23 protein-coding genes are annotated in these 26594 nt (G+C 49.2%); 16 read left to right on the top strand and 7 right to left on the bottom strand.

Going from position 1 to position 26594, the window contains the following annotated elements; genetic code table 11:
- Window positions 1–9 precede the first annotated feature (9 nt).
- Window positions 10–1737 carry a pilus motility taxis protein HmpF gene (hmpF, locus tag AWQ22_RS07075; RefSeq protein ID WP_065710613.1) on the bottom strand — a complete coding sequence of 576 codons (1728 nt, stop codon included), beginning with the start codon at window positions 1735–1737 and terminating at the stop codon, window positions 10–12.
- Between the two features lie 429 nt (window positions 1738–2166).
- On the opposite strand from hmpF, the gene AWQ22_RS07070 reads away from it, so the two are divergent.
- The 6 genes from AWQ22_RS07070 to modA all read left to right on the top strand — a co-directional run bounded on the left by AWQ22_RS07070 (window position 2167) and on the right by modA (window position 9132).
- Window positions 2167–3354, top strand: a complete 1188-nt coding sequence (locus AWQ22_RS07070; protein ID WP_065710612.1) for a response regulator — start codon at window positions 2167–2169, stop codon at window positions 3352–3354.
- Window positions 3355–3612: 258 nt separating this feature from the next.
- On the top strand, window positions 3613–4008 hold the full coding sequence (locus AWQ22_RS07065; RefSeq protein WP_012306993.1) for a response regulator transcription factor: 396 nt from the start codon (window positions 3613–3615) through the stop codon (window positions 4006–4008).
- A 60-nt stretch (window positions 4009–4068) separates the two neighbouring features.
- On the top strand, window positions 4069–4605 hold the full coding sequence (locus tag AWQ22_RS07060; protein ID WP_065710611.1) for a chemotaxis protein CheW: 537 nt from the start codon (window positions 4069–4071) through the stop codon (window positions 4603–4605).
- Window positions 4606–4745: 140 nt separating this feature from the next.
- Window positions 4746–7454 (top strand): methyl-accepting chemotaxis protein, encoded by a 2709-nt coding sequence (locus AWQ22_RS17090; protein ID WP_065710610.1) that lies wholly within the window; start codon window positions 4746–4748, stop codon window positions 7452–7454.
- A gap of 95 nt (window positions 7455–7549) precedes the next feature.
- Entirely contained in the window at window positions 7550–8344 is a 795-nt protein-coding gene (locus AWQ22_RS07050) for an MlaE family lipid ABC transporter permease subunit (protein ID WP_012306990.1), read from the top strand.
- A complete protein-coding gene (gene modA, locus AWQ22_RS07045; RefSeq protein ID WP_065710609.1) occupies window positions 8341–9132 on the top strand; it encodes a molybdate ABC transporter substrate-binding protein in 792 nt (263 codons plus the stop codon). The genes AWQ22_RS07050 and modA overlap by 4 nt, the downstream gene beginning before the upstream one ends.
- Here the strand turns inward: modA and AWQ22_RS07040 are convergent.
- Both AWQ22_RS07040 and AWQ22_RS07035 read right to left on the bottom strand, forming a co-directional pair.
- A complete protein-coding gene (locus AWQ22_RS07040) occupies window positions 9122–9721 on the bottom strand; it encodes an Npun_F5749 family FMN-dependent PPOX-type flavoprotein (RefSeq protein ID WP_198166530.1) in 600 nt (199 codons plus the stop codon). The genes modA and AWQ22_RS07040 overlap by 11 nt on opposite strands.
- A 42-nt stretch (window positions 9722–9763) precedes the next feature.
- Complete coding sequence (locus AWQ22_RS07035; protein ID WP_012306987.1) at window positions 9764–10087, bottom strand: DUF2605 domain-containing protein; 324 nt, start codon at window positions 10085–10087, stop codon at window positions 9764–9766.
- A 191-nt stretch (window positions 10088–10278) separates the two neighbouring features.
- Here AWQ22_RS07035 and AWQ22_RS07030 point away from each other — a divergent pair, with 191 nt between their 5' ends.
- The 5 genes from AWQ22_RS07030 (at window position 10279) to AWQ22_RS07010 (ending at window position 14707) form a co-directional block, all read left to right on the top strand.
- Window positions 10279–10941: a TIGR00266 family protein gene (locus AWQ22_RS07030; RefSeq protein ID WP_065710608.1), complete on the top strand. Its 663-nt coding sequence runs from the start codon at window positions 10279–10281 to the stop codon at window positions 10939–10941.
- A 9-nt stretch (window positions 10942–10950) separates the two neighbouring features.
- Window positions 10951–11628 carry a TIGR00266 family protein gene (locus AWQ22_RS07025; protein ID WP_065710607.1) on the top strand — a complete coding sequence of 226 codons (678 nt, stop codon included), beginning with the start codon at window positions 10951–10953 and terminating at the stop codon, window positions 11626–11628.
- A 39-nt stretch (window positions 11629–11667) separates the two neighbouring features.
- A complete protein-coding gene (locus AWQ22_RS07020) occupies window positions 11668–12366 on the top strand; it encodes a TIGR00266 family protein (protein ID WP_062433810.1) in 699 nt (232 codons plus the stop codon).
- A gap of 98 nt (window positions 12367–12464) precedes the next feature.
- On the top strand, window positions 12465–13394 hold the full coding sequence (locus tag AWQ22_RS07015; RefSeq protein WP_065710606.1) for a substrate-binding domain-containing protein: 930 nt from the start codon (window positions 12465–12467) through the stop codon (window positions 13392–13394).
- Window positions 13394–14707, top strand: coding sequence for a cell wall metabolism sensor histidine kinase WalK (locus AWQ22_RS07010; protein WP_065710605.1), 1314 nt, complete (start codon window positions 13394–13396; stop codon window positions 14705–14707). Before AWQ22_RS07015 ends, AWQ22_RS07010 begins: the two co-directional genes overlap by 1 nt.
- A gap of 116 nt (window positions 14708–14823) precedes the next feature.
- Here the strand turns inward: AWQ22_RS07010 and guaA are convergent, their stop codons facing one another.
- Window positions 14824–16446: a glutamine-hydrolyzing GMP synthase gene (gene guaA / locus AWQ22_RS07005; protein WP_012306981.1), complete on the bottom strand. Its 1623-nt coding sequence runs from the start codon at window positions 16444–16446 to the stop codon at window positions 14824–14826.
- A 279-nt stretch (window positions 16447–16725) separates the two neighbouring features.
- On the opposite strand from guaA, the gene moaA reads away from it, so the two are divergent.
- A complete protein-coding gene (moaA, locus tag AWQ22_RS07000) occupies window positions 16726–17715 on the top strand; it encodes a GTP 3',8-cyclase MoaA (RefSeq protein ID WP_065710604.1) in 990 nt (329 codons plus the stop codon).
- A gap of 147 nt (window positions 17716–17862) precedes the next feature.
- Window positions 17863–18309 carry a hypothetical protein gene (locus AWQ22_RS06995; protein ID WP_138073205.1) on the top strand — a complete coding sequence of 149 codons (447 nt, stop codon included), beginning with the start codon at window positions 17863–17865 and terminating at the stop codon, window positions 18307–18309.
- A gap of 34 nt (window positions 18310–18343) precedes the next feature.
- Here the strand turns inward: AWQ22_RS06995 and AWQ22_RS06990 are convergent, their stop codons facing one another.
- Window positions 18344–18952, bottom strand: coding sequence for a rhomboid family intramembrane serine protease (locus AWQ22_RS06990; protein ID WP_012306978.1), 609 nt, complete (start codon window positions 18950–18952; stop codon window positions 18344–18346).
- 73 nt (window positions 18953–19025) lie between these two features.
- Entirely contained in the window at window positions 19026–19532 is a 507-nt protein-coding gene (locus AWQ22_RS06985) for a DNA uptake protein (RefSeq protein WP_065710603.1), read from the bottom strand.
- A 273-nt stretch (window positions 19533–19805) separates the two neighbouring features.
- Between AWQ22_RS06985 and AWQ22_RS06980 the strand changes: the two genes are divergently transcribed.
- Together AWQ22_RS06980 and AWQ22_RS06975 are read left to right on the top strand one after the other, a co-directional pair.
- Window positions 19806–20324, top strand: a complete 519-nt coding sequence (locus AWQ22_RS06980; protein WP_012306976.1) for an NYN domain-containing protein — start codon at window positions 19806–19808, stop codon at window positions 20322–20324.
- 392 nt (window positions 20325–20716) lie between these two features.
- Complete coding sequence (locus AWQ22_RS06975) at window positions 20717–22318, top strand: 2-isopropylmalate synthase (RefSeq protein WP_065711665.1); 1602 nt, start codon at window positions 20717–20719, stop codon at window positions 22316–22318.
- A 202-nt stretch (window positions 22319–22520) separates the two neighbouring features.
- Here the strand turns inward: AWQ22_RS06975 and AWQ22_RS06970 are convergent, their stop codons facing one another.
- Window positions 22521–24863 (bottom strand): sensor domain-containing diguanylate cyclase, encoded by a 2343-nt coding sequence (locus AWQ22_RS06970; RefSeq protein WP_065710602.1) that lies wholly within the window; start codon window positions 24861–24863, stop codon window positions 22521–22523.
- 583 nt (window positions 24864–25446) lie between these two features.
- Between AWQ22_RS06970 and AWQ22_RS06965 the strand changes: the two genes are divergently transcribed.
- Window positions 25447–26565, top strand: a complete 1119-nt coding sequence (locus tag AWQ22_RS06965; protein ID WP_062433784.1) for a HAMP domain-containing sensor histidine kinase — start codon at window positions 25447–25449, stop codon at window positions 26563–26565.
- The last annotated feature ends 29 nt before the right edge of the window (window positions 26566–26594 follow it).

The raw sequence follows: 26594 nt of genomic DNA, 5'->3' as shown, positions 1-26594 counted from the left end.
TAATTAATCCTACGGAGAGTGAGTCGCCTCGGCCATGGTTTGTTCGAGTTCCTGGGCGAGCTGTTGCTGTTGTTCGTTGACCTTGAGGAACTGATGGATTGAATTTTCTAGGGTGCGGAGGGACTGGATAATTTGTTCTAAGGTGTCCTTGAGTGGAAGTAACTCCCCTTGATAAAGCTGGATTTTTCCCTGTAATTGCGCCTGTTCCCGCTGTTTGGCTTCGTATTCGGCTTGTTTTTGCTCTAGATCCTTTTGTTGTTGCGCTAACTCCCGTTCCTGGGGCATGAGGATATTTTCAAGCTGCTGAATTGTATGGTGCATCGCCTCAATTTCTGCTTCAAGCTTCTGCTTTTGGGTTTCGTCTTCCTCCTGATAATCTTCGAGGTAGGCGATCGCCGGACTTAGGTCAATATTTTGCTCGGCTTCTACTTCAATAATTCCTTGGCGACGCTTGAGAATGCGTAAATGCTGTTGTAATGCCCCTTGGCGTTCCCGGAGGGTGCGTCGCTGACCCACTAAAGTCTGGTTGAGCATCCCTAATTTTTCTTCTTCGTCCCTGAGTTCTTCTTCGAGCTCTTGGAGTTCCATCACATTGTCTGGTTCAACTGTCGCCAAAGACGCTTTAATTTCTCCTACCGCCTCATGTTGGAGGGTGAGTTCTTCTTCCTGGTCATTGACAAAGCGAACTAGCTTATCTAAATCGTCCCGCAGTTTCTCGACGGTGGTTTCGAGTTCTCCGAGGGGCATGGCCTCGATCGCCGCTAAATCCACTCCATAGTGCTCGATGCCCCCCATTCCGGCAGCGAGATTATTGAGCAAATCCTGCATATCTTCTTGGCGCTGACGTGACGTAGCTAATTGGTTGAGGTGGCTTTGTTTAGCCTGTAGAAGTTGCCGTTGGATCTGGAGTTGAGTTTTGGCGTTTTCTAGGGCTTGGCGCCTCTCTTCAACGTTGGTGGTTTCGGTCTGGACTTGGGTGGCGATCGCCGCGAGTTGGGTCTCTAGTTCCTGAAGCTGTTGGGGATATTGCGCGAAGGTTTGAAAAAGTTCTTCCTGTTGCGTAAGTTCGTCGAGCAACTCACCTAGTTGGGTGCGTACTTCGTCTGTGGGAGCATTATTACTTTGGCACTGGACGAGAATTTGCTGAATTTTTGTGGCGATCGCCGAGCTTAATCCCTGCCCATCGGTTTCTTCCTGGAGATTGGCTAGCCGTTCTTGTTCTCCCCGGAGCTGCTGCCAGGCACCCTCTAATTCAGTTTGCTTACGGGCAAATTCTGCTTTAATTTCGTCGGCCTCGGCCTTGAGTTTTTCAAAGGCTAGTTTTTCGTCTTGGAGCTTTTGCAGTTCGGCTTCGGTTTCTTCAATTTGGTCAAGGCGACTATTCATTTCCTCCTGGCGACGATTGAGTTCATCGGCTTGGTAGGTCAAGGACTGCCGCCATTGTTCAATTTCTTCCTCTTGGGATTTGGATTTGTCCATGAGGCGAGAAAAGTTCTGGAGCACCGTCAACAGGCGGTTTGTGGCAATTTCGGGGGAGCCTTGAATCGTCCGATTATTGCCAAGATTGACGACCACGAGGGTTCCGTCATTGAAATTACTCAATTCATCGGCAGGGACTAATTCTTCCCCAGGCACCGTGCTCCAACTGCGATCATTACGTTCACAGGCAAGCAATTTGATTTCGGTCTTGCTTCCCATGAATCCTTTCGTTTTTTTGACCTCTGCAAGGTATAGCACGTGAATGTATTCCCCCTGAAACTGCTAGTGCCTGAGCGAAGTGGTGATGAGTCATGGATAGAGTGTAGTGCGTAGGTGACCTAACTTTAAAGCTTTAGGCGATCGCCATTGGTTGGGACTGACCGGAGGACTGCCATCACGAAACATTTTTAGGATTACCCATGGTCAAGGGGCACTTACGACTGGAGTTGACTCACCTTCAATGATTTTAGAAGATCATTGTACTGGCTTAATCTTCTTGGCTAGGAGTGTAATTTTTCGTGATTTTCTGACATAGCAACGAACGACTTGTCTTACCCTAAAGGGAAAATGATAGGCCAGTTAGTCTTGATACTTGTCCGCGACAGTGAATTGCGCCTGGGATTAGTTAAGCTTTAAATCCAAGGGCGATCGCCCTATTTCTATGATCCCAATGATCCCCAAAAAAGTATGCAAGGGACTCTCAATGAAATTGATCTCCGTAGTATTTTGCAGCTCCTTGAGCTGGGACAACGGACTGGGCAATTGTGGATCGAAGCTCGACCATCGGGGGCCGTTGATGATTTGAGTTGGCAGTTCCCACAAGCGCCGCGTTCCCAACAATCGCTGCCTTTGTCCACCTGGTTGGTCTTTTTTGTGAATGGTCAAATTGTCTACGGGACTGATGACTATTCCCCCCAGATGCACCGTTTGCAGGATTACCTTGTCCATTACCATCTCACCCACAAGCTAGAAGATCTTGATCGAGGGGCGATCGCCGAAACTACAATCCCTGAATATGCAGCCCTGTGGCGACTTTTAGAAACCCAAACAATTACCGTTGATCAAGCGCGGCATATCCTCCAGGCAATGGTGCAAGAAACCTTATTTGCTCTCCTGAGTCTCCACCAGGGTCACTTTAATTTTCAGTTGGGGACTCCCTTTGGGCCACAGCTAAGCACCTATGCAGTGACTTCATTGCTGTTCGAGACGGTTAAAAAAGTCCAAAAATGGAAGCAACTCTATCCCCAGATTCAATTTCCCCAACAACGTTTACTGCTGGCCCAACCCGAAAAACTTGCCGCCGCGCTACCGGCGATCGCCTACCAAAAATTAGCCCAGTGGACTACCGGAGAAACAACCCTCCGCCAACTGGCCCGTTACCTCAATCGTGACCTCGTTGCCCTTGCGAGGGCTTTGCTTCCCTATATCCAGAAGGGTTGGCTCCAAGTTCTAGATCCTCTCCCTCCCCAAAGTTTGTCACGTCCCAGTGAAATGTCGTCTCACCAGACCTGGCGAATTCTTTGCATTGATGATGACTTCACCATCGGGAAGGCCGTAGAGCAAATCCTTAGCACCCAGGGATATCAAGTACACCTCGTCCAAAATCCCCTAGAGGCAATTCAAGCGACCTTTGCTGAGGTGCCCCACTTAATTCTCTGTGATATCGCCATGCCTCACCTAGATGGCCATGAAATTTGTATGATGCTGCGTCACAGTAAGCGATTTCAAAACGTTCCTATCATTATGCTGACGGGACAAGAGCAGTTTATTAACCGAATTCAGGCAGATTTTGCTGGAGCAACGGATTATTTAACAAAACCCTTCGGCCAGCAGGAGTTGTTAACCCTGCTAGAAAAATATCTCCCAAACCATTAGCCAGCGTAGATCTCCCCAGGCGATCGCCCCCGGAGTGAAAAAACAAGCTATGATGGCGATGGCCTAACCCTTAGTTCCCATCGCACCCTTGCTAAATACCAAGATTCACCGCAATTCCCCAGAAATTTCTCAAGAAATAAACATTTTGTAATCCCTCTCCCTGATAAATTAAAGTCTGTCCGTCCCAGGGCATGTTTTTGACAATGTTGATGCTACGGTGATTATTACGCCGGTGATTTTATTGCTAGGACATTTGTAATGAGTAGAATTTTGGTTGTTGAGGATAGCCTCTCTCAACGGGAAATGATTTCAGAATTACTGAAAGGCAACGGCTTGACAGTGGATGTTGCTGGTGATGGTCTTGAGGCGTTAGAAACCCTCAGTCAAATGGCTAAAAATGCGGCTGAAACCCTGCCCAACTTAATTGTGCTCGACATTGTTATGCCACGGATGAACGGCTACGAACTCTGTCGTCGTCTCAAATCCGACCCGAAAATTCAAAATATCCCCATTGTGATGTGCTCTTCAAAGGGGGAAGAATTTGACCGATATTGGGGCATGAAGCAGGGAGCCGACGCTTATATCGCGAAACCCTTTCAGCCAGCGGAGTTAATTGGCACCATCAAGCAACTCCTACGCAGCAATAAAAAGTAAGTTAAGCCCTGGGGAATAGCCGTTTTTAGCGAAACCTGAATTGTCTGTTTTTTTCGATCTATGTCTACACCTGATGACAGTTCCTTACAACAAAACCTGACGTCCTTAGAAACCCAGTTACAGGGTTTAGAAAGCCCGGAAGGGGAGTTACACCTCAAGTTTCAGCTTCCTTCAGGGACTGGGTTTGTGCTGCCGGCGTTTGGCATCCGTGAAGTGATGCAACAATCACCGGATCGGATCACTCCGATTCCCAATGTTTCGCCACTGCTGCTAGGGATGATTAATCTCCGGGGTCAGGTTATTTGGGTGGCAGATTTGGGGCAATTTTTGGGCGATAGTGCCCCCTTACGGACAGACCGTGCCGAAATTCCGGTGATTGCCATAGAGGACCAAGATATGCTCCTGGGTTTAGCCGTCGAAGAAATGCAAGGGATGCAGTGGCTTGCTGCGGAAACGTTGCAGATTCAGCTTAGTGATCTGTCGGATGTTATGGCCCCATTTGTCCGGGGGATTTGGACGGATGGTGATGATGCCAGTAAATCTTGGCATTTATTAGACCATGTGGCGATTTTAAAATCGGCCCGTTGGGCAACATAAGGGTGTTAATACTTACTGCGGTGGTGCTGTGATCTGCGAGAAAGTAGATTACATTAAAAATACGTTTTGCATCCGTTAAAAAGTTTGTGCAGCGCTCAGTAAGATAATCCTAAAAATGTGCCAGTCCAGGAGGGAACCCGATGCCGCCCAGCACCACTGATTATTCAAAGGAGTATGCTGAGGCCCAGAAGGCCTATTATCAGAATAATTTGCCTGAAGCAGAGGCGATCGCCAATCGGTTACTCAAAGATTACCCGGACGATCCCCATTTGCTCCTCTTAAGTGGCCATATTTCCCTTGGTTTACAAGATTTAGGGCGGGCTTCCGCGTTCTACCATCGGGTTTTGGATGTCACTAACCAGCGGGACTACCATGAATACGCTCGCCAAGGTTTGACCCAGGTCAATGCCTACAGCGATCAAGTCAATGGTCACCGGGAAACCAGCGGTGGACAGCCGACCTTCACCCAGCCAGAAGATTATCCGGTTGCAGCAGAATACAACTCCCCAGAAAACTTTGTCACAGCAGCGGGGGAACAACCAATTTCGGCGGATGATTATTCAGAACAATGGGCAGAACCAGAGTTGCCCTTGAGAAATTTCCCGGAAGATGAAGAAACTTTTTTAGTGCCCCACCCCGGCGATCGCTCTCCTGAACCAGGTTTAAATCAGTCCCTTAATGATCCTTTTTTCGAGGCAGAGGCTGGCGAATTCATTGAATTTAACGAAGACGAATTGGTTGAATTCGATAGTGCGGCTGGCCTAGAAGAAGACGGAGATTTCTTAGGGAGCGAAGATACGTCTCCTTTCGATTTAGATTGGTCACCGACCCAGGAAAATGGCAGAATTTCAGCAGATCAAGACCATTTCGATGCAGTGGATACTGCACCACTCGGCTTTGAAAGTGAGTCCCCCACTTGGCTCGAAAATCCTCCTTTAGCCGATGCAGACGCATTGACATTTGATGAGCCAGCGCACCCAAGTTTTGCACCTGACTCCCTCTCCCCTGATGAGGCGGCAGATTTTGACGATGAAATTAGCTTGGGTAGCCTTGGGGCAGAACTATTTGATGAAGAACCAGAAGCGCTACCAAAACAGGATGAAGGGGGCTTTTTAGAGGAATTTGGCATTCTCAACGAACAGGATCTAGATGATTTTGGTGATCTCGGTTCGGATATTCTCGATGATGACCAAAAAATGCCGGATACAGGTCTGTTTGAAGCGCCCCTAGAAACACCGACGACCTCAGGGGAGTTTAATTTTGATGATTTTCCCGAAGAATTGGGCCTCACCGAAGACGACAGCCTATTTATCACCCTAGGGGAGGATAGTCTCTCTGGCGGTCTAGGGACAGATTTTACTGTTTCTGATAAACCCCAGGAAATTGTCGCGGAAAACCCCAAGGGTTATTTGGCCTGGTTTGAAAATGTGCCTCTCCAGAAAAAACAATTGTTCACTGCGACTGGTGCTGCTGCCGCATCGGCGATCGCCACTTTGATTGTGACAGTGGGCGTATTTCAAACCACCCCAGCCGAACAACGGCCCCAAACCCTCTGGCCCGTGGCCAAAACAGGTTTACTCACCAGCTTATTGGCTGGGGCAGCCAGCTTTGGTACGACCCTCTTTTTTGGGAAGTTAACAACCCGACAGATCAAACGTAGCACTGACAACCTACAAAACCAGTTCGACGCGGTTTCCCAGGGGAATCTCAACGTCAAAGCAACGGTTTTTGCGGAGGATGAGTTTGGTGCCTTAGCCACGGGCTTTAATAAAATGGCCCGGGTTATTTTAAATACCACCAGTGAGGCCCAGCGGCGGGCCGAAGAAACGGAACAGTCCAAAGAAGACCTCCAGCGCCAGGTGATCCGCCTCCTTGATGATGTGGAAGGGGCCGCCCGGGGAGACTTTACCGTCCAAGCAGAGGTCACAGCCGATGTTTTAGGGGCCGTCGCCGACGCCTTTAACCTCACCATTCAAAATCTCCGGGAAATTGTTCAACAGGTTAAACAAGCGGCGCGCCAGGTGAATAAAAACGCCGCCGATAGTGAATCCTTTGCCCGGGGCCTATCCAGCGATGCCCTCCGCCAAGCTGAAGAATTGGCCGTTACCCTCAACTCCGTACAGATGATGACGGATTCGATCCAGCGGGTTGCAGAAAATGCCCGGGAAGCGGAGGAGGTGGCCCGAACTGCTTCGAGTACGGCCCTCAAGGGGGGAGAATCCGTAGAGCACACCGTGGCGGGGATTTTACAGATTCGAGAAACGGTGGCCGAAACAGCCCGCAAGGTAAAACGTCTAGCCGAATCTTCCCAGGAAATTTCTAAAATTGTCGCGGTGGTTTCCCAGATTGCGTCCCGGACAAACCTCCTGGCATTGAATGCGTCCATTGAGGCGGCCCGGGCAGGGGAGTCTGGTAAAGGATTTGCGATTGTGGCCGATGAAGTCCGTCAGTTGGCAGACCGTTCTGCCAAAGCCCTGAAGGAAATTGAGCAAATTGTTTTACAAATCCAAAGTGAAACAAGCTCGGTAATGATTGCAATGGAGGAGGGTACCCAGCAGGTTATTGACGGTACAAAACGGGCTGAACAAGCGAAGCAATCCCTAGAGGACATTATTCAGGTATCAAACCGTATTGATGCTCTGGTGCGTTCGATTACGGCGGATACCGTTGAACAGCGGGAAAATTCCCGTGCTGTGGCCCAGGTCATGCAATCGGTGGAATTAACGGCCCAAGAAACCTCAAGAGAATCTCAACGGGTGGCCGGATCGTTACAAAAGTTGGTGGGCATCGCCCGGGATCTCCTGGCTTCTGTGGAGCGATTCCGCATAGAATCCACGGATGAGGCGTAATATGGTTTGGCAATGGTGTTAGTGCCCATAAAGTTTGGCGATCGCCTTTTCCCTTTGCCTTTTTTTTAATTTTCAGTTGTCCCATCCGATCACCTATGACCAGCCAACGCAGATCAAAAAGTTCCCTTGGGAAATGGTTTGAGCGGTTAGTTGCCGCAACCCTTCTAGGGGGGCAAGTCATCGTACATCTCCTGCGGGGGCGTTTCAACCGACGCATTACCATTGAACAGATGGCGGCGGTGGGGCCTGATTCCCTCCTCATTGCCCTAGTCACGGCTGGGTTTGTCGGCATGGTATTTACCATCCAGGTGGCGCGGGAATTTATTTACTTCGGCGCAGGCACGGCGGTGGGGGGCGTTTTGGGTCTTTCCTTGTCCCGGGAATTAGCCCCTGTATTAACGGCGGTGGTCTTGGCGGGGCGTGTCGGCTCGGCCTTTGCAGCGGAGATTGGCACCATGCGCGTCACTGAACAAATCGATGCGTTGCATATTTTACGCACAGATCCCATTGATTATTTGGTCGTCCCCCGCTTCTTGGCCTGCTGTTTGATGTTGCCTTTATTGACTGTTTTATCGCTCCTCACGGGGATGGCTGGCGGGTTAATCATCGCCATAAATTTATATCAAATTCCCCAGTCAATTTTTATCAACTCGGCCCAGAGTTTTTTAGAATATTGGGACATTATCAGTGCAATGATTAAATCTGTTGTTTTTGGGGGCTTAATTGCCGTCATTGGCTGCAGTTGGGGCTTGACAACAACTGGGGGAGCCAAGGGCGTAGGACAATCGACAACAACGGCTGTTGTTACATCCCTATTAGCGATTTTTATTGCTAACTTTTTCCTATCTTGGTTGATGTTCCAAGGTTTAGGTAGTGCCTTAGTGGGATGAAATTCAAACTGCCACATTTTGTTTGGGGTCTAAGCATTGCCCTTGTTATCAGTCTACATGGTTGTACTTTTGGTAATTCTGGGCAAACTTTAGTGGTGGCGATCGCCGCTTCCTTGACCGATGTCATGGCAGAGATTCGTACCGAGTTTCAAACACAGTATCCAGACATTTCAATTCAATTTAATACCGCTGCTTCCGGGACGTTGCAAAGGCAAATCGAGCAACAAGCTCCCATTGACATTTTTGCTAGTGCGGCCTTGGAACCCGTTGAATCCTTGGCCCAAAAAGGGTTTGTCGCAGCAGAGGCAGTCCAAATTTTTGCGGAAAATCAACTCGTTCTGATTCAAAATTACCAAAGCCAACCGCAACTGAATCGTTTGGAAGATTTAGCGGGTGAGGATGTTAAAAAAATTGCCCTGGGTAATCCAAAAACAGTACCAGCGGGACGATATGCCGCCAATCTTTTAGAAAAATATCCCCAGCTTTACCAAACCCTAGATCAGTCCCAAAAATTAGTTTTTGGGGAGAACGTGCGGCAAGTTTTAACCTATGTCCAAAATCAATCGGCAACGGCGGGGTTTGTCTACCAAACAGATATTTTCCAGCAACCTAATTTGCGAGTGATTGAATCTTTTGCGCCGGAATTAACAGGGTCAATTTTATATGCGATCGCCCCAATTAAAGTCTCACCCAAGCAAACCCAAGGGCAACTTTTTATCGATTTTATTCTGGGTCAAAAAGGTCAGGCCATTTTACAAAAATATGGCTTTCTGCCCCCTAGGGATTAACTGTTTTTTGCTGCCAAGTACCGTCGGCTGTGAGGTCATACAAAAAGCGATTTTGGGGATTGCCCCGCAGTTCGAGGTGATCGACCTTTGTCACCTGAAACAGGAGAAGCACGAAATTAGAAACAGGCTCTTGATCATTCACTGCGGTTGGCTGGAAATCAGCTGAATTTTCGCTGCGGCGATCGCCAGGCTGGGGCCAGAGAAATTGAGCCCGGGCCGTATCCGAAAGGGCTTGCCAGGTCTGCTGTCTAGCGCGATTAAGTGGTGATGGCGGACTTGCTGCTGCTGTAACCAGCTTAATCTGACCACTAAAGCGGAATTGTTCCCGGGTTTTGGTGAAATACCAAGCAATTTCGGCATCGGGGCAAGTAGCGAGGTGGTTGATTTTTTCACTGCGCTGATCCGTAATAATTTTGAGGTCATTGCTTCCTTCGAGGAACCCCCGAAAAACCACCGTGCGACTCCTGGGTTTTCCCGTCGGCGTTACGGTGGCCAACTGAAAAAAGCGGTGGTGGGGCTGACTTTTATTCCGGTGTAAGGCCCGGGCTAGGGGCGATCGCCAAGGAGCCAATTCAAACGTCACAGGCATGATTGTTTACGGTAGGGCCAAGCATAATCCAGTATCGAATAATTAGGCCTCTCCTTCTAACTGACGTCGCTTTTGGGCCACTTGCCAACATTCAGAAACCAATTGGTGCCAGGGCATCAGCACCTGAACATCGACCCCAGCATTGCCATCGGTGGCCTGGAAAAGAGACTTGGTTGCCATCACCTCCCCCTGGGCCTGGCGAATGCGGGCGATTAGGTCTTCCTGCTCGGCGGGGGCCATAAAACTTAAGGATTTTTTTTCGAGGGCCGTTAAAGATAGGTCAAACCAATAAAGAAAATCATCCAAAAGCGGGGCCAGTACAGCCTTTAAAAGTTGCTTTTCATCGGCGGGTTCTGGAGAAAACATAGATATTTTTGAAAATGAGACTTTCTTTACATATCTTAACATTTTGAGACGATCGCCGCTGTCGAGGATGATTTCCTTGAATATTAAGCAACCTTAACAAACATTTCTTCACTTCCATTGCCCTGCTAAAAATAAGGGGAATTAGCTTGTATTGGGCTAGTTTATTCAAACTCTTATCAGGTAGAGTCACGGTGAAATACGAAATCCGCTATAAACCCGCCTTTGCTTGTCTATTTGTCACCCTCGAACCCGGCGAACAGGTCACAGCCGAATCCGGTGCAATGGTCAGCATGGATGCTGGAATCTCAATGAAAACTGAATTTTCGGGGGGATTTTTCCCGGCGATTCTCCGTCGGTTATTTGGGGGAGAATCCCTGTTTGTGAATGTTTATCGCAACACAAGTCAGCGGCCCCAGACCGTCATTTTAACCCAGTCAATGGTGGGTGATATCCACCGCATTGATTTGTCCCAAGGGCCGATCTGTTTTCAGCCCGGTGCTTACATTGCCCATACCCCCGGCGCAAAAATGGGAATCCGTTGGGCTGGTTTTGCCAGTTGGTTCGCGGGGGAAGGTCTCTTTAAACTGCAATTCACAGGTAGTGGCCGGGTCTTTTACGGGTGCTATGGCGGCATCATCGAAAGACAAATCGCGGGGGAATTTATCGTCGATAACAGCCACCTCGTTGCCTACGATCCGGGCATCACCATGAATATCCGGATGTCTGGGGGCTTATTTGGTTCCCTCACCTCTGGCGAAGGTCTGGTGAATAAACTCAAAGGCCGTGGCCGAATCTACCTCCAATCGCGGAGTGTGTCAGGTCTTGTGGGCTTTTTACGTCCAAAATGTCGTTAGGGGGTAGCTATGGAAATTAAACTCTTACATCAACCAGATAATGCGATCGCCCATGTCACCCTCGACGCTGGGGAAGAAATCATTGCCCAAGCCGGTGCCATGGTTGCCATGAGCGGCAATATCAATGCCAGCACGACCCTCCGCAAAGGCAAAGGGGGCGGCATCATGGGAGGGCTAAAACGGATGCTTGCCGGAGAATCCCTCTTTCTGAGCGTTTTTCGGGCGCCTTTACCCAATAGTGAAATTTGGTTTGCCCCCAAGCTGATGGGGGATCTTCTCCTGTACGAAATGTGGGGCGATGAATTTGTTGTCCAAGCCTCTTCCTACCTTGCCTCTGGCCCCAATGTGGACATTGATCTCGGTTGGCAAGGCTTTAAATCCTTCTTTTCAGGTGAATCTATTTTTTGGCTCAGCATCAGTGGCCAAGGGCCTTTGCTGGTGACGTCCTTTGGGGCCATTTACGAAGTGGATGTGGATGGCGAATATGTCGTGGATACAGGCCATATCGTTGCCTTTGAAAAGAGCCTGAGCTTCACCGTGGGTAAAGCAAATCCCTCTTGGATTGGGGCATTCCTCGGCGGAGAAGGGTTAGTCTGTCGCTTCCGAGGTAAGGGCAAACTGTACTGCCAAACCCACAATCCCGGAGCCTTTGGTTCCCTGGTTGGTTCCCAATTACCACCCCGTTAAGTTGTCCTTTGAAGCCAGTGCTGAAAGTGCTTAAAAATTATGTCTCAGTTTGAATTTCGCGTTGAAAATAATCCCTCCTATGCCTCGCTCATTGTGACCTTACCGCCCAACCAAACCCTGCTTGTGGAGGCGGGGGCGATGGCGGCAATGGATGCCAACATTGAGATGAAGTCGAAGATGCGGGGGGGCTTGATGAAGGGCATCGGGCGGATGTTCAGTGGAGAATCCCTATTTATCAGTGAATTTACTGCTAGAAATACTGCCGGGGAACTCTATATCTCGCCAGGGGTGCCGGGGGATGTGACCTACTACCATTTGGATGGTTCTAAAAGTTTAATGGTGCAGTCTTCGGGCTTTGTGGCTTCTAGTCCCTCGGTGGATCTTGACACCAAATTCCAGGGGCTGAAGGGTTTCTTTACGGGGGAATCGATCTTTTTCCTGCGGGCATCGGGCCAAGGGGATTTTTGGTTTAGTTCCTACGGGGCGATCATTGAAATTCCTGTAGAGGGGGATTATGTGGTGGATACGGGCTACATTGTCGCCTTTGAGGATACGCTGCAATACAACGTGGAAATGATTGGGGGTTTATCTTTCCGGAGCCTGCGCACAGGGATTCTCGGCGGAGAAGGCTTAGTTTGTCGTTTCAGTGGCAAGGGTAAGCTCTGGGTACAATCGCGGAATCTTTTCCCCCTGTTGAATTTCCTTTATCCGTTCCGCCCCGTGCCGAATAATAATTAACTGCGTTTCTAGGAAAATTGATTAGCTGCTGTGCGGTGCGCCTTCGGGGTGATTACGGTATCCTGAAGGCAAATTCCATGCACGCAACAAGAGCAACCATGGCCCAAAAAAATGATACGTTGCCTCTAATGATGGCCCTCATCGTTACCCTAGGCATTCTGGGGGGCGGTGGTTGGTGGTTTTTAAATCGTTCTGGCTTTCAGGGTTTGGCCCCAAATGGCGCAGAAACGGGAACTAATGATGGGGCGATCGCCCCAGGTTCCCAAGCTACAGATAATCCCTTCAGTCCACCGGCAACAGTGGCCCCAGGGACGGTGGTAAAAATTTCTGGCTCTACCAGTATGGTGCAGATTAATACCGCCCTAAAAAATCGGTTCGAGTTGCAATATCCCCAGACCCGTGTTGAAACAACTGCTAATGGGTCGAGTAAAGGACTTGAAGATCTGCTGGCGGGAAATATTGACCTCGCGGCGATCTCCCGCCCCCTCCAGCCGGAAGAAATGCAACAGGGTCTCAAGGCGATCGCCGTTACCATCGATGCCGTCGCCATTGTAGTCGCCAAGGAAAATCCCTTTAGTACAGGGCTGACTGGGGAACAGGTACAGGGCATTTTCCAAGGGAATCTCACCGATTGGTCAGCGATTACCGATAAAGCGACGGGAACAATTCGGGTTATTAATCGCCCTCCAGTGAGTGGTACTTACCAAACTTTCCAAGAAACGGTACTCAACGGCTCAAACTTCGGGAATGGCCCTAATTTCACCAATCTGGAACAGGACGCTACCACGCCGATTTTGCAGACCCTGGGCGCAGACGGGATCAGTTATGCCACCTACAGCCAGATCGCCAATCAGCAAACCGTTAGAACAGTGCCCATTGATGGGGTAACCCCAGAATCAGACCTCTATCCCTACACCCGCACCCTTTATTACGCCTACCAAGAACCTGCTTCCCCCCAGGTGGAGGCTTTCCTTGGTTTCGTTGGGACTCCTGTGGGAGCAGAGTTGATCCAAGCGGCGCAGCAGTAATGTTTCAAACCACCCGTAATCGTCTGGCCCTCTGGTACACGGCGATCACCGCAGTGTTGCTTTTGGTTTTCGCGACGGGGGTTTATTTTTACGTGCGCTATACCCTGATTGAACGAATCGATGACACCCTAAAGCATGTGGTGGAAGTGGTAGAGCGATCGCTGATCATTGAGCCAGATGATCCTGTGGGCTATCACATCAATTTAGAAGCCAGTTTTCGGCAACAGTCCCCCACCGTCGAAGATGACCGCATTGACCTTGAATTTTTCAACCCAGCCGGAGAATTGCTCTGGTCTACTTTTTCTGAACCATTAGTCTTGCCCCTAGAGTGGCACCCCCGGGGGGAAACGGTACGTCTGGGTGATGATTATCTCCTGCGACAAATTACCGATCGCCTCGAAGTGGATCGCTATGTTTTGGGTTATCTACGGGTGAGCCATCCTTGGTTTGAGGTGACGCGACCGATTCGCAAATTAGTCCTTGATCTCAGCCTGGGGATCGCAATCATGATTACCTGTGGGGCGGTGATTGGCTGGTTACTGTCTGGCATTGCCATCGAACCGGTCAAGGATTCCTATCAACAATTGCGGCAATTTACGGCGGATGCGTCCCACGAGTTGCGTAATCCCATTGCGATGATCCAAACCAATGTCCAAATGGCGATCGCCTACCCAGATCCCGACCAACGCCAACAAAATCTCAAGGTGATCGAGCGACTCACCCAACGGTTGGGCCGTTTAGTGAATGACCTCTTATTTCTCGCCCGCAGTGATAGTGGGGTACTTCAAGCGGAATTTGAACAATTACCCCTGGATGCTCTATTGCTGGAGGTCATTGAAGAACAACGGGCCATCTGCCGTCAGGAAAAAATTGAGTTGCAGTTGGATATTCAAGGGGATGCCACCGAAGAAGCCTATCTCATCTTGGGAGACTGGGATCAAATGGCGCGCCTCTTTACAAATCTGATCGGCAATGCGATCGCCTATGCTTTTCCAGGGGACTGGGGCGACAAACCCAAGCAAATTACCGTCACCATGGCCCTCAAGGAGAAAACAGGGCGGACAACCGGAGAAACCCTCCAAGTGACGGTTAAAGATAATGGCATCGGTATTCCTGCCGAAAATTTGACCAATATTTTCGACCGTTTTTATCGTCTTGATCCCGCCCGGACAAACCCTGGGGAAAGTAGCACTGGTTCAGGTCTGGGTCTCGCCATTGCGGCGGCGATCGCCAAAAACCATAAAGGCAAAATCGCCGTTGCAAGCAAAGATCAAGGCACAACATTTTCCGTCTCTTTACCACGAGCCGCCTAAGCAAGATCAGTTGCTCCCAAAGAAAAAAGCCCCAACAGTTTTAACCTGCGGGACTCTCAATTTCCCCTTGAGGGGAGCTAGAGGGGTGTTCCTGAAGGGGAGCTAAGGAGGTGTAGTTACTCCCACTCGATGGTGCCAGGAGGCTTAGAAGTGATGTCATAGACAACGCGGTTAACCCCTTTCACCTCATTCACCATGCGATTAGAAATGGTTTCCAAAAGCTCATAGGGGGGACGAGCCCAATCCGCTGTCATCCCATCTTCACTGGTAATCATCCGCAGTACGACGGGGTGAGCATAGGTGCGCTTATCGCCCATCACACCCACACTACGAATCGGTAGTAAGACCGCAAAGGCTTGCCAAAAATCACTGTAAACCCCTTGCTTTTTGATTTCATCCCGCACAACCCAGTCTGCATCCCGGAGAATATTTAACCGTTCTGCGGTGACTTCGCCAATGATCCGAATCGCGAGGCCAGGGCCAGGGAAGGGGTGACGGCGAATAATTTCTTCGGGCAAACCAATGCTGGCTGCTACCTTACGCACTTCATCTTTGAAGAGTTTGCGGAGGGGTTCAACCAATTTAAAGCGCAGATCTTCTGGTAAACCGCCGACGTTGTGGTGACTTTTAATTTTGACCGCGACCCGTTCTCCCGTTTTGGGGTCAACGTTGGTATCCGCCGATTCGATTACATCGGGATATAGAGTCCCCTGGGCGAGGTAATCAAAGGGGCCAAGGCGTTTTGATTCTTCCTCGAAGACGGCGATAAATTCGTGGCCAATAAGGCGTCGCTTTTCTTCGGGATCGGTAACCCCTTTGAGCTTGTCGATAAAGCGATCGCGGGCGTTGATATAGGCGACGGGAATGTGGAATTGCTCATCAAAGATTTCCACAAGGCGTTCCGGTTCCCCTTTCCGCATAAAGCCTTGGTCGATGAACATACAGGTCAGTTGATCGCCGATCGCTTGGTGGAGCAAAAAGGCCAAGGTAGAAGAATCAACGCCTCCAGAAAGGGCGAGGAGTACCCGTTGATCGCCGACCCGGGCCCGGATCTCACGAATTGCTTCTTCAACGAAGGCTTCTGTGGTCCAGGTGGGTTCACATTTACAAATGTGATAAACAAAGTTGCGGATCAGGGCCATACCGTCCTGGGAATGAACCACTTCTGGGTGGAACTGCACCCCGTAAAGTTGGCGGCCATGGTGGGCGATCGCCGCACAAGGAGTATTGTCCGTATGGGCTAAAATTTCAAACCCTTCGGGCAGGTGCACACAGGAGTCCCCGTGGCTCATCCACATGGTGGAGCCTTCCTCCACATTGGTCAGCAGATCGGTGGGATCATCGATAAAGATTGATGCTTTGCCATACTCTGCGTGCTTGGCGCGCTCGACGGTACCGCCGAGTTGTTTCACCATTAGCTGCATCCCGTAGCAGACCCCAAGGACAGGAATCCCAAGATTCCAAATTTCAGGGTCACAGGCCGGGGCATAGTCGTCATAGACAGAACTGGGGCCACCGGAGAGGATGATGCCGCTGGGATTAAGTTGCCGCAATTGTTCGGCGCTGGTGCGATAGGAAATGACCTCAGAGTAAACTTCCGTTTCGCGAATTCTTCTGGCAATTAGTTCAGAGTATTGGGAGCCAAAATCTAAGATAACGATGATTTGGCGTTGAAGACTATTGCCTGTATTGGTGGCGTCAATCGGTTTTTGGAGTGGAGTCGTAGTCACGTTCAGCAAAAAATCCCTAGTGGAAGTTAACAGATAAAACAAGCCAGGGAAAAATCCAAGGCCTCGTATTTCCCAGCACCAGCGATCGCCGGGTTGCTGTGGAGATTGGGGAAAATTGTGAATGCTGAAGAGAGATTAAAAACGGTATTTTATAGAGCAAATAAATATTCCGAACAAAATAACACAGATCGATATTTTTTTAAAGTCTGATCTGAACCAGACAGAGGATCGTCATCTTCTGTATCCTCAAAGGGAGCTTGTCCTTTATTTGTCGTGGTAGCAGTAAGCATGAATCCGGTAGATTATCTCCGCATTAGCTTGATTGATCGATGTAATTTTCGTTGCCATTACTGCGTCCCAGATGAAGCGAGCCTCCAATATTTGCTGACCTCAGAGCAGTTGAGCAATGGGGAAATTCTCACGCTCCTCGAACAGGTGTTTATTCCCTTGGGATTCCGTAAATTTCGCCTCACGGGGGGAGAGCCTCTCCTACGCCCCCAGTTAGTCCCCCTCGTCCGGGCGATCGCCCATTTGCCGGGGGTAGAAGATTTATCGATGACCACAAATGCTTATTTACTAGCGGATCTGGCTCAGGATTTGTATGATGCGGGTCTGAATCGTCTCAATATCAGCCTAGACTCTTTGAATCCTGAGACCTTTGATCAAATCATTGGCAATCGGGGAAAGAGTCGCTGGCAGCAAACTTGGGAGGGCATTCAAGTGGCCCATCGGGTTGGTTTTGACCCCCTCAAGCTCAATGTCGTGGTGATCCCTGGGGTCAATGATCGAGAGGTATTAGATTTAGCCGCGTTGACAGGCGATCGCCATTGGCACGTGCGCTTTATTGAGTTTATGCCCATTGGCAACGACAAATTATTTAATGAACGAGCCTGGATTCCTTCGGAAGAATTACGCCAACGGATCCGGGCAAAATGGGGCTTAGAAACGGCATTCGTTCAGGGCAATGGCCCCGCAGATATTTTTAAGATTCCCGGGGCAAAGGGGACGCTTGGGTTTATTTCCCAGATGTCTGAATGTTTTTGCGATCGCTGTAACCGGATGCGCCTCTCAGCAGATGGTTGGCTCCGGCCTTGTCTATTGAATGAAGCAGCACAAATGGATCTCAAAACATTACTCCGGACTGGGGTTACCCCTAGGGAAATTCGGGCGGAGGTCAAAGCACTCCTCGACCAAAAACCGGAGATTAATTTCAAAATGCGCGATATGGGAACCACCACGGGTCAATATGGCCGCACCATGTCGCAAATTGGCGGCTAAAGGGCGGTATTGTCTAGGATTCATTACATTTCGCGGCACAAAACGTCAATAAACGTGAATCAGGTTCCCCAAAGGGGACTTTTTTTTCTAGAATATTTGTAGCGAATGTTACCGAATAAATTTCGATTTGTGCATCAGTCCAAACCTATGATCAAAGAACGCCTTACTACCTGCGAAACCCTCCTCTACCGTTGGCTCCATTTTCACCAAAACCAAACGAAGCCAGAGGAGCTGAATTTACAGTATTTTCAAGTCTGGACCGCAGAATTTCTTACGGAAAAGGCCAGTGGCGAGGATATTGATCAAGCTCTGCTGCGGTTGATGCAATTGCGCCTGATTTATCTCAACGATGGCGGAACATTGGCGATCGCCCCAGAAGAGCAACCGGGCGTACAAATGGCTCCCCTCCCCCGGAAATTTTGGCAAGCGTGGTCTTGGGAGCACCATTTGGCGGCGGGCAGTTTGGCGATCGCCTCGGTGGTTTTGATGGCCGTCTCTGCCTTTGCCCTGTGGCAAAACACCAACGCGCCCTTAGACATGACAGAATCAGCAACCGTTACGGAACAGGTGCTTGGAGAAAATAACCCAGAATAACGGTACTAGGGCAAACACAAACTGGTGCAATCCATTAGCGGCGAAGGGAACGGGGGTTGAGATATTTTGCGGCGATCGCCCCGCCGATAAGTCCGAATAAATGCCCCTCCCAAGACACCCCTGGGGTCGTCGGCAGAACACTCCAAAGCACCCCACCATAGAGAAAAAATACCAAGAGTGAAACGGCAATGGACGGGATATCCCGCCGAAAGTAGCCCCGAAACAATAGAAATCCCAAATACCCAAAAATTAAAATACTGGCCCCAATATGCACAGAATTTTGGGCACCAATGAGCCATACCCCCAGACCACCGACAAGCATTGTGATTAAGGTGACCGTAAAAAAGTCACGGATGCGGTCTAGCATCACGAGCCAGCCCAACAGCGCAAAGGGGATTGAGTTGGTGACGAGGTGCTGAAAACCACCATGGAGAAAGGGTGCAAAGAAGATTCCCCTGAGTCCCAGCAGCTGTCGGGGCAGAATGCCGAATACATCTAGGCCACCCCGCCAAAGATTTTGAAAAACAAACTGATCACTAATTTCTAGGCCCCAAAAACTCGCAAGAAACAAACCCAAAATCATGATTTGCTGCTTTAGTTCCTGGGCAACAGCCTGGGCTTCGGGATCGCGCTGGTGGGTCATGGATTCGGCGAAAAGTTAGTTGTAATATTCCTTCCCACGTTAACAAGTTTCGCGATCAATGGGACGACTGTATTCACGAAAAGCGAAACAAGTGCAACCACTGCATGATCTGTGCCCCAGAAAGCTGCAACCGACTCTGTAAATCTGCAAAATCACGATACTGGCCCCGTTGCCGCTCTGCAATGATCCGTTGGGCCAGGGGAGTCTCGACGCCAAAATCGACTAGCGCCCCAAGGTCAGCGCGGTTTAGATCAATTTGTACTGGGGCTAGCTCTGGTGCATAGTAGGCAAAACTGAGGATCGCGGCTAAGGGCTGGAGACGTTGACGGGGAACCCCTAGGGCCGCTGCCACATCGTCGAGGCTATAGAATTGCACCCCCTGGCTGGTGAGCTGCACGAGCGATCGCCCCTGGTGAATGGAAATGCCTGGTAGACGGAGCCAATCATCGACGGTGGCTTGGTTGACATCGATCTTGATTCCCATGGCCGCAGCGAGGGCGACTTCTTCGAGGGAACGAAGGCGGTAGTAAGGATCCTGGCGTAGACGTTGCTGTAATTGCTTTTTCCGGAGAAAATTCATGGTCTTTTGCGGGCCTCAATCTTGTTTACTCTACAGGCGATCGCCTCTATTTTTTAGCATTGCCGAAAAGATCCCTTAGCCTTTACAATAGGCCGATAGACTTATTTTTATGCTTTATTCCGTAGGAATGCCTGGCCTAGTCCATCTGCTAACCTACACTATATTTCTCTTTTATTTTTATTGCGAGGGAACAACTTCCTTCCCTTTATTTAAACCCAAACTAAAACCCTATATTTAAAAAAATCACCCTATTATTTTAGGGCCAATTTTGCTATGAACTTTTATCAGCGTCGCCTGTCTATTTTTGTAGATGGGAATAATATGTTTTATGCACAACAGAAAAATAATTGGTTTTTTGACCCCCGTCGTGTTTTAGATTATTTCACTTGCGATCCCACCGTGCGCCTGATTAATGCCTTTTGGTACACAGGCCTAAAGGATTCCCAAGATCAACGGGGTTTCCGCGATGCCTTGATCAGTCTGGGTTATACAGTACGCACAAAAATCCTCAAAGAATACTATGATGATGTTTCCGGTCGCTACTCCCAAAAAGCAAATTTAGACATTGAAATTGTGGTCGATATGTTTAATACAGTCGATCAATATGATCAAGTTATTTTGTTTAGTGGCGATGGTGATTTTGAACGGGCGATCGAACTTTTGCGCTCAAAAAATACCCACATTACCGTTGTTTCGACGGAAGGAATGATCGCCCGGGAACTGAGAAATGCCACGGATTGTTATATTGATCTAAATAATCTGCGGGCCGAAATTGAAAAAACAGAACCTTAATTGATCATGGCAGTCATAAATGCTTTAAAAATGCCTTGAATGACGCCAATATTTTTGACTGAATTAAGGCCAAAGATTTAGTGTTGTGTTCCAATAACGTGGGTACCCTCAATCGCAAATGTTCTGGATGACTGGCAACCGTAACTCTCGCCCGATATTCCGACTTTTTTAACTACCTACAGGAGCAGTAAGCCATTACCTCTGACCATGGGTCGTGCTTGGATAAACGCCACCCATCCTTTTTTACGGCAGAATATCTAATTCCTAAGGAATTGGTTTATCCTAGGGAGATAGCTATGGACTCTTTTAAAGTGGAGCATAGCCAGTACTTTTATTCCAATCAACATAGAGTTTTTATTTAGACTATTTTCACGCTAAGGGAGCGGGAAATGATGAACAACCAAGACGATCGCATTATTATTTTCGACACAACATTACGGGATGGTGAACAATCTCCGGGGGCAACCCTAAATGGAGACGAAAAGCTGGCGATCGCCCGTGCCCTGGCGCGACTTGGTGTAGATGTCATTGAAGCGGGTTTCCCCAGGGCGAGTCGGGGTGATTTTGATGCTGTGCAACGTATCGCCGCCGAAGTCGGCACAGAAAATGGGCCAACGATCTGTGGTCTAGCCCGGGCCACCAAGGGCGATATTGAAGCGGCAGGCAATGCCCTGAAGCCAGCTTTCAAAAATCGAATCCACACCTTTATCGCCACCTCCGATATTCACCTCGAGTACAAACTCCGCAAAAGCCGCAAGGATGTGTTGGCGATCGCCCCGGAAATGGTTGCCTACGCCAAAACCTTTACCAACGATGTGGAATTTTCCCCCGAAGACGCAGGCCGCTCGGATCCTGAATTCCTTTATCAAATCCTCGAAGCCGTCATTGATGCCGGGGCAACCACCGTCAATATCCCCGACACCGTCGGCTACACAACTCCTGCTGAATTTGGCACTCTGATCAAAGGCATCAAAGAAAACGTCCCCAATATTGACCGCGCAATTATCTCTGTCCATGGCCACAACGATTTGGGCCTAGCGGTGGCCAATTTCCTCGAAGCCGTAAAAAATGGCGCTCGGCAGTTGGAATGCACCATTAACGGCATTGGCGAACGGGCCGGGAATGCCGCCCTCGAAGAATTGGTGATGGCTCTCCATGTGCGCCGCCAGTATTACAATCCTTTCCTTGGTCGGCCTGCTGACTCAGAAGCACCTTTGACCAACATCAATACCAAAGAGATCTACAAAACATCCCGCTTGGTATCTAACTTGACGGGGCTTTCTGTCCAGGCCAATAAAGCGATTGTGGGTTTGAATGCCTTTGCCCACGAGTCAGGCATTCACCAGGATGGCGTCCTGAAAAATAAGCTCACCTACGAGATCATGGATGCTCAGTCCATTGGTTTAACCGATAATCAAATTATCTTGGGTAAACATTCTGGTCGTAATGCTTTCCGTACCCGCTTAGCAGAATTAGGGTTCGATTTGTCTGACAATGATCTCAACAAAGCTTTTCTGCGCTTTAAAGATCTGGCTGATAAGAAAAAAGAAATTACCGACTGGGATCTTGAGGCGATCGTTAAGGATGAAACCCAGCAACCGCCGGAATTATTCCGTCTGGAGCTGGTGCAGGTTTCCTGTGGTGACCATGCCCAACCCACAGCCACCATTACGATTCGCACTCCCGGAGGGAAAGAATTAACCGATGCAGCCATTGGTACCGGGCCTGTAGATGCCATCTATAAGGCGATTAACCGGGTCGTTCAGGTGCCCAATGAATTAATTGAATATTCCGTGCAGTCGGTAACGGCGGGCATTGATGCCATTGGTGAAGTCACGATTCGTTTGCGGCACGAGGGACGAATTTATTCTGGCCATGCTGCAAATACAGATATTGTGGTGGCGTCGGCCCGGGCGTATATCAGCGCCTTGAATCGTTTATATGCAGCTCTTCAGGAAGATGTGTCGGCTAATCCAGCGAAGGCTTCTCTGTAGTTGCTGCGACAGCTAACCCGCGTGCTTTTTCCCTGCTCTTTTTCAAGGGGACTTTTTCTCTAATTAATTGGGGAAAAGTCTCTTTATTTTATGCGTGGGATTTAAACTGCGCCTCAGAGCTTATTGACACAGCCCCCCTGCCCCCAGTCTGGGGGAGATTTTTTTAGTTGTGATCTCTCAGGCTAGCTGAAGTGGGCTAAATTCAAGGTAATTCAAAGACTTCTGAACGGGCGCGTCCCTTGGCTTTGGCATGGTACATCGCTAGGTCTGCGTCGCGTAAAATGCCCGTCGCCGTCAGATAGCGATCAAGTTTAGGTAAGACACCAATGCTCACCTTTACAAATAGGGACTGGCCTGCGAGTTCAAAGGGGGTTTGTAGAGCTTTATGGATCCGTTGACTAATCTCAAAGGCGGTCTGGGGCTCGGTTATTTCTGTAAGGAGCACGACAAATTCGTCTCCCCCCAAACGGGCTAGGGTATCCACATCCCGGAGACAATGACAAATGCGTTTGGCAAAGTCTTGTAGGAGCTGGTCACCAACGAGGTGGCCGAGGCGGTCATTAATCGCTTTGAAATAATCTAAGTCAAGGAATAAGAGGGCGTTGTGGTGTTGGGGATAGCGTTGTTGTTGTTTAATGACTTGCTCGAGGCGCTCTTCTAGGAGGGAGCGATTGGGGAGGCCGGTGAGGTGATCGTAGAAGGCCTCTTGGACAAGGCGCTGTTCAATTTGTTTGCGATCGCCAATGTCTACCATTTGCCGAATTACATGGAGGGGTTTGCCTTCGGCATCGCGCACGAGGGCGACTTGTTCTAGGATGTGAATTTTTTGGCCATCTTGGGCGATGTAGCGTTTTTCCCGCTGAAATTCCTGGCGATCGCCTTGCTGCAGGAGCTCATTGAGGCGTTCATCTTCGGCTTGATCATCGGGATGGGTTAACTCTAGATAAGTTTTTTCTAAGAGGGTCTCTTGATCGTAGCCAGTGATCCGACACCAGGCTTGGTTGACCCGTTCATAGTGGCCCCCCAAGGTAGTGATCGCCATGCCAATGGGGGCGAGTTGGAAGGTTTGGTGAAATTGCGCTTCAGTTTTTTGGAGGTTAGCGGCGGCGGCTTTTTCGTGGCTAATATCCGTTTGGATCCCAATAAAGTGGGTCAAATAACCGGCAGGATCTCGTACCGGAAAAATGTGGAGGGCATTCCAAAAGGGTTCACCATTTTTGCGGTAGTTGCGGAGGGTGACGTTACATTCTTGGCCCTTGAGGATCGCAGCCCGCAATTCTGTGAGGGGAGGCTGTCGGCGATCGCGGCCCTGGAGAAAATTGCAGTTACGACCGAGGATTTCATCTGCGGTGTAGCCAGTAATTTTTTCAAAACCTTGGTTGACATAAATAATTGGATTATTTTCTTCCCGGGCATCGGTGATTACCACTCCCTGGCGGATCACATTGATCGAGCGGTGTAAAAGGTTCATGTCCGCTGCCTGGCGATCGCGTTCGATACTACTAGACAGAACATGGGCGATCGCCTGGAGAAAATAAGTCTCATCCCCACTGAAATGACGTTCTTCGGTACTATAAACCGCCAGTACTCCCCAGGGGTTATCCACTGGGCCAATGGGCATACTAATTCCACTGATTACTTGATAATTGTGCAGTAACGTTTCGCCCCGAAAACGACTTTCAACGCGCAAATCCTCGATGCTGATCGCCTGTTGTTGGGTCAGGGTATAGCCAACGTGGCTATCTGGAGTCGTACTTACTGTGACCGCACCGATGAGATCGATAGGCCAACCATAACCTGCTTCTAGGGTACAAATAGAGGTCTTTTTTTGTTTCAGATAGAGGCAGCTATAGGGAACATCCAGGGTGCGGGCCACAAAAATCACCGCTTGACGAAATAATTTCGCTAGATCTGATGTGTTGAGGCTGATGCTCCCTAATTTGGCGATCGCCGACTGTTGGCGCACCTGTTGGCGGAGTTGTTGTTCCGTGAGGAGTTGTTCGCTCTCGTCGAGAATACACATTAAGATTTGATCCGGAGCAATAAACACATACTCCACCCGGAGGTACAGATTTAAGCGAATAAATTGCAATCGCTGACTGTTTGAGACCTCCCGTTTGAGGCAATTTTCTAAGTGGTGGTAGAGAGTAGGTAACGCAGCAAAAATTTTCTGGGGGCGTTGCCCAAGATTCAAAGAAGGCTGCTGGAGTGCTTGGCTATTGAACCGTGCCGCCGCCGGATTAAAGTCCGATAAATAAAGCTCTCCCTCAATGGCTTGCCAACGGTAGCAGGGAAGGGGCAACGAAAAATATTCTTGGTACTGTTGACTGTATTGGTGATCGTATTGCTCTTTGAGCTGATGGTATTGCTGGAGTGCCTCTCGATATTGGTTGGCGAGATGATCTTTTTCACGTTCTAAAGTTTCGATCTGGGCCGCTTGATTTTCTAACAGGGCGATCGCCTGACCATAGGCCTCAATTAACCACGCAAAACTGCCGATTCCCCTCGGTGGTTGCCCCCCTTGATTTGACGATTCATTAACCATAAAGTCTCTATTCCTAATCCAACGTTCCTTCTGTTTTTGTTACACAATCTGCTCTGATGTTGTCTATGGGGGGCACGTGCGAGAAGAGCTAAAAATGAAGCAACAAAAAGAGGACTTCTCCGTACTGGCTGTTAGCAATTGCCTAGGGGAGAAATTTGATCCCATCGCCGTTTTCTAGAGGTAGACCCTTAACCTGAGATAGAAGCAGTCTTTCTATCCTACCAAATTTCCTTTGTTTTCTCGGAAGAATCAAGGATTGATCGGCCTAAGATTACGGCTTTTCTAGGGGACTCTTTTTTGAAGGGATAATGCAGACTGAGATAATTTAAACTACTGAGGAGCGCCAATATCAACTAGATAAAATCATTTCTAAATAATTGGTGGGCTTGAGCCAAAAGGGGCGATCGCCCTATCAAAGAAATTGAGTATTTAAACTTATTAATTGCCCCATTTCCCTGCAATGACCTGGGTATAATGAAGCTAAAGAAGCAACGCCGTAACCGCCATCGGGTTCAACGTTTAAAATAGGGGATTCCGCTGTTCAACCAGCAGTTGAGTCGAAATTAACCTGGGGTGATGTGCCATGTTTTCGCTGAGCAACCGTGATCGCGTTCTGGTCGTGGATGATTCGCCGGATAATTTATTGTTGATCCAGAGCATTTTAGAAGATGAAGATTTAGACCTGGTGACGGTTAATAACGGCCAAAAAGCCCTGGAGCTTGTGGCACAGCAGCCTTTTCACCTGATCTTGCTCGATGTGATGATGCCCCACATGGATGGCTTCGAGATTACACGGCACATTCGTAACGACCCCGACATCCCTTACATTCCCATCCTGTTGATCACCGCCCATGCTCAACCGAGTGTTGCCCTAGGTTTGGATATTGGTGCCGATGATTTTATCCGCAAACCCGTAGAGATTGATGAACTGATTGCCCGGGTGCGATCGCTGCTGCGGTTTAAACATACCGTTGATGAGAAAAATATGATTGTCCGGCAGCGGGAAGACTTTGCCTCTCGGTTGACCCACGATATGCGTACCCCCTTGATTGCGGCGGATCGGATGCTCAATCTCCTTTTGCAGGGGGCTTTGGGGGAACTGTCGGAAGCAATGCAAGAGGTTTTACGCACCATGTCCCGCAGTAATGCCAACCTGTTGGAGATGGTGAACAATATTTTGGAGGTTTATCGCTACGAATCCGAGCGGAAAACATTCTATTTTAGTCGGGTGGATCTCAAGACCGTGATTACCAATGTGCTTGAGGAATTACGTCCCCTCGCCCAGGAAAAACAACTGCAACTCCAGGGGGAACTCCCCGAAGTCCCCGTGTGGCTCGAAGGCGATCGCCTGGCCGTGCATCGTGTTTTAGTGAACCTGGTGAGCAACGCCATTAAATTTACCGATCAAGGCCACGTCACCGTTAAATTGACCCCAGTCGATCAAGAGCAAGTGCAAATTCAAGTAATCGACACGGGGAGCGGCATTAGCCCGGAAGATCAATTAGAAATCTTTGAGCGATTCCGCCAAGGCAAGCATTACAACGGGGGCAGCGGTCTGGGGCTACACCTTTCAAAACTGATCCTCGAAGCCCACCAAGGTCAGATTAGTCTCACCTCCCGTCTCCAGGAAGGTAGTACCTTTACAATCACCTTGCCCCTCTCCCAAACCCCTGCCCAAAGCGAGGAAAAAAAAGTTGTATGATTGAAGCTCTGCACAGAATATTATTGGCG

It is taken from the genome of Picosynechococcus sp. PCC 7117, from assembly GCF_001693275.1.
Taxonomy (GTDB): domain Bacteria; phylum Cyanobacteriota; class Cyanobacteriia; order Cyanobacteriales; family MRBY01; genus MRBY01.
The sequence above is the reverse complement of the archived record's forward strand: the minus strand, read 5'-3'. Positions and strand labels throughout refer to the sequence as shown.

Bases quoted from the DNA above. Each gene is read 5' to 3' on its own strand.
- AWQ22_RS06975 (WP_065711665.1), top strand. From the start codon at position 20,717: ATGAACAACCAAGACGATCGCATTATTATTTTCGACACAACATTACGG.
- AWQ22_RS07025 (WP_065710607.1), top strand. From the start codon at position 10,951: ATGGAAATTAAACTCTTACATCAACCAGATAATGCGATCGCCCATGTC.
- AWQ22_RS07050 (WP_012306990.1), top strand. From the start codon at position 7,550: ATGACCAGCCAACGCAGATCAAAAAGTTCCCTTGGGAAATGGTTTGAG.
- AWQ22_RS06990 (WP_012306978.1), bottom strand. From the start codon at position 18,952: ATGACCCACCAGCGCGATCCCGAAGCCCAGGCTGTTGCCCAGGAACTA.
- modA (WP_065710609.1), top strand. From the start codon at position 8,341: ATGAAATTCAAACTGCCACATTTTGTTTGGGGTCTAAGCATTGCCCTT.
- AWQ22_RS07015 (WP_065710606.1), top strand. From the start codon at position 12,465: ATGGCCCAAAAAAATGATACGTTGCCTCTAATGATGGCCCTCATCGTT.
- AWQ22_RS07070 (WP_065710612.1), top strand. From the start codon at position 2,167: ATGCAAGGGACTCTCAATGAAATTGATCTCCGTAGTATTTTGCAGCTC.
- AWQ22_RS07010 (WP_065710605.1), top strand. From the start codon at position 13,394: ATGTTTCAAACCACCCGTAATCGTCTGGCCCTCTGGTACACGGCGATC.
- AWQ22_RS07065 (WP_012306993.1), top strand. From the start codon at position 3,613: ATGAGTAGAATTTTGGTTGTTGAGGATAGCCTCTCTCAACGGGAAATG.
- AWQ22_RS06995 (WP_138073205.1), top strand. From the start codon at position 17,863: ATGATCAAAGAACGCCTTACTACCTGCGAAACCCTCCTCTACCGTTGG.
- moaA (WP_065710604.1), top strand. From the start codon at position 16,726: ATGAATCCGGTAGATTATCTCCGCATTAGCTTGATTGATCGATGTAAT.
- AWQ22_RS07040 (WP_198166530.1), bottom strand. From the start codon at position 9,721: ATGCCTGTGACGTTTGAATTGGCTCCTTGGCGATCGCCCCTAGCCCGG.
- AWQ22_RS06970 (WP_065710602.1), bottom strand. From the start codon at position 24,863: ATGGTTAATGAATCGTCAAATCAAGGGGGGCAACCACCGAGGGGAATC.
- AWQ22_RS06965 (WP_062433784.1), top strand. From the start codon at position 25,447: ATGTTTTCGCTGAGCAACCGTGATCGCGTTCTGGTCGTGGATGATTCG.
- AWQ22_RS07060 (WP_065710611.1), top strand. From the start codon at position 4,069: ATGTCTACACCTGATGACAGTTCCTTACAACAAAACCTGACGTCCTTA.
- AWQ22_RS17090 (WP_065710610.1), top strand. From the start codon at position 4,746: ATGCCGCCCAGCACCACTGATTATTCAAAGGAGTATGCTGAGGCCCAG.
- AWQ22_RS07035 (WP_012306987.1), bottom strand. From the start codon at position 10,087: ATGTTTTCTCCAGAACCCGCCGATGAAAAGCAACTTTTAAAGGCTGTA.
- AWQ22_RS06985 (WP_065710603.1), bottom strand. From the start codon at position 19,532: ATGAATTTTCTCCGGAAAAAGCAATTACAGCAACGTCTACGCCAGGAT.
- AWQ22_RS07020 (WP_062433810.1), top strand. From the start codon at position 11,668: ATGTCTCAGTTTGAATTTCGCGTTGAAAATAATCCCTCCTATGCCTCG.
- AWQ22_RS06980 (WP_012306976.1), top strand. From the start codon at position 19,806: ATGAACTTTTATCAGCGTCGCCTGTCTATTTTTGTAGATGGGAATAAT.